The organism is Candidatus Angelobacter sp., from assembly GCA_035607015.1.
Taxonomy (GTDB): domain Bacteria; phylum Verrucomicrobiota; class Verrucomicrobiia; order Limisphaerales; family AV2; genus AV2.
Map to the genome: position 1 here is coordinate 1 of DATNDF010000055.1, position 6,572 is coordinate 6,572.

At 60.7% G+C, this 6,572-nt stretch carries 5 protein-coding genes; 3 read left to right on the forward strand and 2 right to left on the reverse strand.

Annotation, left to right across the window (positions count from 1 at the left end; translation table 11 throughout):
* The coding region (locus VN887_02250; GenBank protein ID HXT38823.1) for a DUF1501 domain-containing protein at positions 1–1,369 on the reverse strand (1,369 nt) is incomplete at its 3' end.
* Positions 1,370–1,674: 305 nt separating this feature from the next.
* On the opposite strand from VN887_02250, the gene grpE reads away from it, so the two are divergent.
* From grpE to VN887_02265, 3 genes are all read left to right on the forward strand, one after another.
* Positions 1,675–2,256: a nucleotide exchange factor GrpE gene (gene grpE, locus VN887_02255; protein HXT38824.1), complete on the forward strand. Its 582-nt coding sequence runs from the start codon at positions 1,675–1,677 to the stop codon at positions 2,254–2,256.
* A gap of 5 nt (positions 2,257–2,261) precedes the next feature.
* Positions 2,262–3,398: a molecular chaperone DnaJ gene (dnaJ, locus tag VN887_02260; protein ID HXT38825.1), complete on the forward strand. Its 1,137-nt coding sequence runs from the start codon at positions 2,262–2,264 to the stop codon at positions 3,396–3,398.
* Between the two features lie 95 nt (positions 3,399–3,493).
* Positions 3,494–4,249, forward strand: coding sequence for an RsmE family RNA methyltransferase (locus VN887_02265; GenBank protein ID HXT38826.1), 756 nt, complete (start codon positions 3,494–3,496; stop codon positions 4,247–4,249).
* 12 nt (positions 4,250–4,261) lie between these two features.
* Here VN887_02265 and VN887_02270 read toward each other — a convergent pair.
* Positions 4,262–6,572 (reverse strand): DUF2723 domain-containing protein (locus VN887_02270; GenBank protein HXT38827.1); only part of this gene is annotated, 2,311 nt, incomplete at its 5' end.

The following is a 6,572-nucleotide window of genomic DNA, read 5'->3' on the forward strand; positions in this document are numbered from 1 at the left end:
GATCGAACCCGAGCAGCGCCAGGATGGTCGCGTGGAGATCGTGGACGTGGACCGGTTTCTCGGCCGCCTGAAAGCCGAACTCATCGGTCGCGCCATGGACGTAACCACCGCGCACACCGCCGCCCGCCATCCACATGGTAAAACCGTAGTGGTTATGGTCGCGGCCGTTGATCTTGCCCGCATTGGAGCCGGGCGTGGGCAGTTCAACGGTCGGGGTGCGGCCAAATTCACCACCCCAGACGACCAGCGTTTCCTCCAGCAGCCCGCGTTGTTTCAAATCGGTCAAGAGCGCGGCGATGGCCTGGTCTGATTCTTTCGCCAGCCGGCGGTGGTTGACCTCGATGTCGTCGTGGTTGTCCCAGGGCTGGCCGGCGCCATGCCACACCTGAACGAAGCGCACGCCTTTTTCGATCAGGCGCCTCGCGATGAGCAACTGGCGGGCCTGCGTGCCTTCCCCGTACATTTTGCGGATGGGTTCGGGCTCGCGATTGATGTCGAAGGCGTCGGTGGCGTCAATTTGCATCCGGTAAGCCAGCTCGAACGACTGGATGCGCGCCTCGAGTTGCGCGTCCTGCTGGCGCCTCTTGAGGTGGCGCTCGTTGAGTTCCTGCAGCAATTCCAGTTGCTCCTTTTGTTCGCGCAGCGAGGTAAAGTTGTTTTTGATGTGCTCGATGAGCTTCTCGATGCGCGTGTGCTGCGTGTCGATGTATGTGCCCTGATAAATGCCGGGCAGGAAGCCGGCCTGCCAGTTCTGCGATTCCTGGATGGGATAGCCGCCGGGGCACATTACGATGAAGCCCGGCAGGTTCTGGTTCTCTGTCCCCAGGCCATAGGTGATCCAGGAACCCATGCTGGGCCGGATGAGCCGGGCCTCGCCGCAGTTCATCAGCAGCAACGACGGCTCGTGGTTCGGCACGTCCGCGTGCATTGAGCGAATGACCGCGATGTCGTCAATGCACCCGCCGACACGGGGAAAGATTTCGCTGACCTCGATCCCGCTCTGGCCGCATTTCTGGAACTTGTACGGGGAGGGAAAGGCCGCGCCGGTCTTGCGTTCGGTCTTGAGGTTCTCCGTCGGCAGCAGTTTGCCGGCGTATTTTTCCAGGGCGGGTTTGGGATCAAACGTGTCAACATGCGACGGTCCGCCGTTGGCGAAAATATGGATGACGTGTTTGGCCCTGGCGGCAAACTGGGGCTCCTTTGGCATCAGCGGCGAAGCATAGCCCTCCGCGCGCGCAGTCGTCGTAAACGGCTCGACGCCTCCGAAGAATGCGGCCAGATTCAACGCGCCCATGCCCATGCCGCAGCGGCAAAGAAAATCGCGGCGGGTCAGAAACGCATCGTTCAGTCGAGTCTTGTGATGCTGCATGTTCGTGTGCGGCCCGGCTTGGTTCCGCTTTTGACCCTCAAAAGACGCTGCACGGCCGGGTAAAATTCAAATCCAACAGTTTGAATCCCTGACATTCTATCACAAGCACACCCGGGAGCAACATATTCAGAACACCACAGCCGACAATTCTTATGACCGTCCTGCCGGCGCGCCGCGATCGCCGGATCGCGACTGGCCTCAGTTGGCATCCCCGACCGGCAGGATGCGTCGTCCGGTTTCTTTAACGCAGTTGCCCTCGGCATCACCTTTGTGTATTTTGCCGCCTCCGTGAACATGATTTTGTAATGAGCACGCAGAAACACCAGAAAACCGAAGTTATGGAGACGGCCGCGCCCGACGGCGGGGATTTGAAACAGGGAACTCCGCCGCCCGACCCGTCAGCCCCTTTGACGGCCGGGCAAATCGAGGAACTGAAGGCCAAAGCGGCCAAAGCGGACGAATATTGGGATCGTTTGCTCCGGTCCGCCGCGGATCTGGAAAACTTCAAAAAGCGCGCCACGCGTGAGCGGCAGGAGGCAATCCGGTTCGCCAACGCTTCCCTGCTGGAAAAACTCATCCCGGCGCTGGACAATCTCGACATGGCGCTCGCCGCCAGCAACGCAGAATCCGCCTCGGTCGAATCGCTCAAGACCGGCATCACCATGATCTACAATCAATTAAAGGGCGCCCTGGCCGAGGCTGGCCTGGAGGAGATCGACGCCGCCGACCAAGCGTTTGATCCCAACCTGCACGAAGCCGTGGCACAGGAGGAGATACCCTCGACGCCCGAAGGCCATGTCGTCCGACAGTTGCGCAAAGGTTACAAACTGCGCGACCGCCTGCTCCGTCCGGCCAGCGTTGTCGTCGCCCGGAAGCCCGTTGCCTGACCGCCATGTCCAAACGCGACTACTACGAGGTCCTCGGCGTGGACCGCAACGCCAGCGAGGAGGAAATCAAAAAAGCCTACCGCAAACTGGCGGTCAAATATCATCCCGACAAAAACCCGGGCGACAAGGCCGCCGAAGAAAAATTCAAGGAACTGGGCGAGGCCTATGAGGCATTGTGTGATCCGCAACGGCGCGCCGCCTACAATCAATACGGTCACGCGGCGTTCGATCCCCGCGCCCGGGCGGGCGGGTTTCGCGGCGGGGGTTTTCACGATCCATTTGAAATTTTCCGCGAGGTGTTCGGCGGCGGCACCGGCAGCATCTTCGACGAATTGTTCGGTGGTGAACGCCACGATCCCACCGGGCCTCAGCGCGGCGCCGACCTTCGCTACGATATGGAGATTTCCTTCGAGGAAGCCGTACTGGGCTGCGAAAAGGAGGTTCCGGTCACAAAGCTCGATGCCTGCGAATCCTGCCGCGGCACGGGAGCGGAGCCGGGCTCGGCAACGAAGACCTGTTCGGCCTGCGGCGGGCGCGGACAAGTGATCAGCTCGCGGGGGATTTTCAGCATTGCGCAAACGTGTCCCCGCTGCGAGGGCGCCGGAAGGGTGATCGAAAAACCCTGCCGCACCTGCCGGGGCGCCGGCCGCCGCGAGCGGACGTCCAAAATCAAAATCAAAATACCGCCGGGCGTGGACAACGGCGCGCGCCTCCGCTCGGCGGGCAACGGTGAAGGCGGCATCCGTGGAGGAGCGGCCGGAAGTCTTTATGTGGTTCTACATGTCCGGCCCCACGAGATATTCCAACGCGAGGGTGACGACCTGATTTGTGAAGTGCCGATCAACTTCGTCCAGGCGGCTCTCGGCGCGGAGATCGAGGTGCCGACGATGGCCGGCAAGGCCCAAATCAAAATACCCGCGGGAACGCAGGCTGGCGCGGTATTCCGGCTCAAGGGCAAAGGAGTCAAAAATGTTCAGGGCTACGGCACGGGCGATCTGCACGTGCGCGTACTTGTCGAGGTCCCGACACATCTGAACGCAGCCCAGCGCGCCAAACTGCAGGAATTCTCCGATTTGTGCGATGCGAACGTGAACCCGCAAACCAGGAGCTTCTTTGAGAAAGCGAAGGACCTTTTCCGATGAGATGACCTTAGGGAGGATCGAACGGCAGCGCGCTGACTGGTGAGCGCGCCTGGTTTCATCACTCCAAAAACCGCACGAATTCATTCGCCCGCTCCATGCACCGTTTCTACCTGCCTCCCTCTGAATGTCGGAATCCCCGGCTTACCCTGTCGGGTCGCGAAGGTCATCACGCCTTGAACGTGCTGCGTCTCCGGACGCACGAACGGGTCGTGGTGCTGAACGGCATGGGCGACGAGTATCTGTGCGAGACACGCGAAGCGGGCCGCCAGACGGTCACTCTCGACGTGCTCCACAAACACACGGTCGCGCCCCCGTCATTCCAGGTGACCCTGGCGCAGGCCGTCACCAAAGGGAAGAGCATGGAAACCATCATCCAGAAGGCGACAGAGCTGAGCGCGCAACGCATCGCGCCGATTTTGTCCGAGCGGACCGTGGCGCAACCCGACCCTGAGGCCGCGGCGACCAAGGTTGAGAAGTGGGAGGACACCGCGATTGAAGCGCTCAAGCAATGCGGTTCGGCGTGGCTTCCGCGCGTGGATGCGCCGCTGACACCGCAGGCGTTTCTGGCGCGAGGCGAGAAATTTGAACTGACGCTCATTGCATCCCTTCAGGACGGCGCGCGGCATCCGCGCGAGCATTTTGAATCGTTTCGCGTCGAAAGGCGCTGCGCACCGACGTCGGTCTGCGTCTGGGTGGGGCCGGAAGGCGACTTTACCCCGGCGGAGGTCAACGCCATTCGTGCCGCGGGGGCGCTCCCCATCACGCTCGGCCCACTGGTGTTGCGCAGTGAAACGGCGGCGATCTACTGCCTTTCAGTGATCAATTACGAACTGCAATCACGGCGGTCGTGAGGAGGCCTTCCGTCACAGCGGTCCGATGAGCTTCTGAAACTCGGGAAGGCCGCGGAGCGAGGTAAAGCTCTGGTTGGTGGCGGCGCTTTTTTTCAAGTCCTGTGCTCCGGGTTGACTCGCAAGTCTTCGGGTGCTCAATTCCAACGCCTTGCTCAGCGAGACCAACGCGTCGCTCTTCTTTCCGACCAGCGCCTTGGTCGAGGCGAGATCATACCACGCCTCCGGACTTTCCGGCGTGACCTTCACCAGCTTCTCCAGGACCGATTCCAGTTTGCCGCCCTGCTGCAGATCGGCATAAGCCTTCGCCACTGCGAGCAGAAGGTTCGCGTCGGCCTTCGGACTGTCAATCAACTGGTCGAGCACACGAAACGCCGCATTCGTCTGACGCAGGCTGAGATATCCGGAAGCCAGCTCGAACGCGGCTCTGCCGTCGCCCGGGTTCTTGCGGAACTGCTCCTCCAACTGCGCGAGTTTGCCGGGGCCCTGCGTAACCTGCGTCTGCATCGGGACGGGCGACTGCCTCCAAGTCTTGATCTGATTGGCCCACGACTGGAACTGTAGATTGTCACGGTCGAACAGCAGGGCCGTGTTCACGATGCGTTCGGCATCGTCGATCCGTCCGATCGTGGCAAGGAGCGTTGTATAGCGGAAGACGGCTTCGGGACTGAACGGACAAAAAGCCAGCGACTGACGGAAGGCGAAGTCCGTCTCCTTGAACATGCGCTCCTTCTCGGCAGCGGTCTTCGCCGCGTTGTAACGCCACAGGTAGATGCCTCCAATCGCACTCCGAAGTTTGGAGAATGATTTTTGCGCATCGTCGTCCCGGATGAATGCGCGGTCCCCGGTAAATCCCTTGTAATCGCGCCGCTTGTGAACCCGCTCGGCAAAGTCGCAGATGTCCTTCACCGGCGTGTCGTAAGTGATCCAGTTGCCGATCAGCCGCTGCGAATACTGGCTCCAGAATTCGTGGTCCCGCTTTACCATCTCTTCGGTCACTTCCGGCAGTGGCTGCCGGTTGATTTTCATGATGATTCCGAAGGGCTCCAGATACGGATACATCCAGTCCAGCGGGAAGCTTTCCTCGACATAAAATTCATTGGTCGGGTTCTTGTCGAAAATGACCCTGGTCAGAAGTCCGTTGATGGACATGACCGCGACCTGTCCCTGCACCGTGACCCTGCCGTCCACATTCGTCACGTACTCGCCCGGCTTCAACTGGTTCATCTGCAACCGGCGCTCGGCGTCCGCGATATATTCACTGAAGGACCGCTCGGAATCCTGTGGTGATGGCGTGATGATTTCCGTCGGCGGATAAACACCCTCCTTGCGGCGGCGGTCCTCGATCCGTTTGCCGACCGCCGTGAAGTAACGGTCGAGCGGGGCGACCAGCTGGGCGAAGTAATTCGTCATGCCCCGCCGGAAGTCCGTCTTGGACTTGAAAATGTCCTGCAGCCACAGGAACATTCCCTGAAAAAAGGGCGTGTCCACCTGGGTGCTGCGATTGTAGTGCGCCCTGATGTACTCCAGATACGTGCCATCTGCGAGCGCGTTTTGCGTGATGATGTAAACGTCGCGACGGTCGAAATTCGGGTCGCGCGGCTTGCATTTCGGAGGGATGAAACTTTCGCAGAAAATCATGTAGGTCGGACAAAAGCGGCCGGGATCGGTGCCCCCGAAGAGGATCGCGTTGCGGGCCATCTCCGGGTAAACAAGCTTTGCGTTCGGCCCTTTCATCACTTCGGCGCGCAAACCAGAGTCGTAACTCAGCCTGCCGGGCGGCGCGACAAAGGGCGGCGTAAACATGTCATGGCCGAACCAGTACCCGAACATGTGGCCTCGCTCCTCATTGTCCGACCAGTGCGACAGAATGGATTTGGCGGGCATGAGCGCGTAAATAAACAGCAGTGCCGCGATGGGCGGACGCGTGCGGGCGGCGAGAAATGCCACAATGGCGAACGCCGCCAGTCCCGCGCTGAACAGAGCCGTCCCCCTCACCAGCGGATCGTGGCTGGCCTCCAGATCGAACAGGGTGCCGCGCGCGAGCATGGATTCCTTGTCCGACTGAAACACGACGGTGGCCGTGTAGATGGCAATCGCGGCCACGACCGCGCCGCCACACCACCCCACGTTGCGGTACCGGGCGTATTGCGTGGACATCATCGCGCCAAACAGCGTCATTCCGTATCCAACACACAGGGCTATGAGCGTATGCGACGCCGTGAAGAACACGCGATTCAATGCCTTGCTCTGGCGGTCGTCCTGCGGATTCAACAAAATCATCAGCAGCACACCCAGGCAAAGATACATGGCCGCGAGGCCGGCA

What these genes read in the sequence shown, in the direction of transcription:
- grpE (HXT38824.1), top strand. Translation starts at nt 1,675, where the DNA reads ATGAGCACGCAGAAACACCAGAAAACCGAAGTTATGGAGACGGCCGCG.
- dnaJ (HXT38825.1), top strand. Translation starts at nt 2,262, where the DNA reads ATGTCCAAACGCGACTACTACGAGGTCCTCGGCGTGGACCGCAACGCC.
- VN887_02265 (HXT38826.1), top strand. Translation starts at nt 3,494, where the DNA reads ATGCACCGTTTCTACCTGCCTCCCTCTGAATGTCGGAATCCCCGGCTT.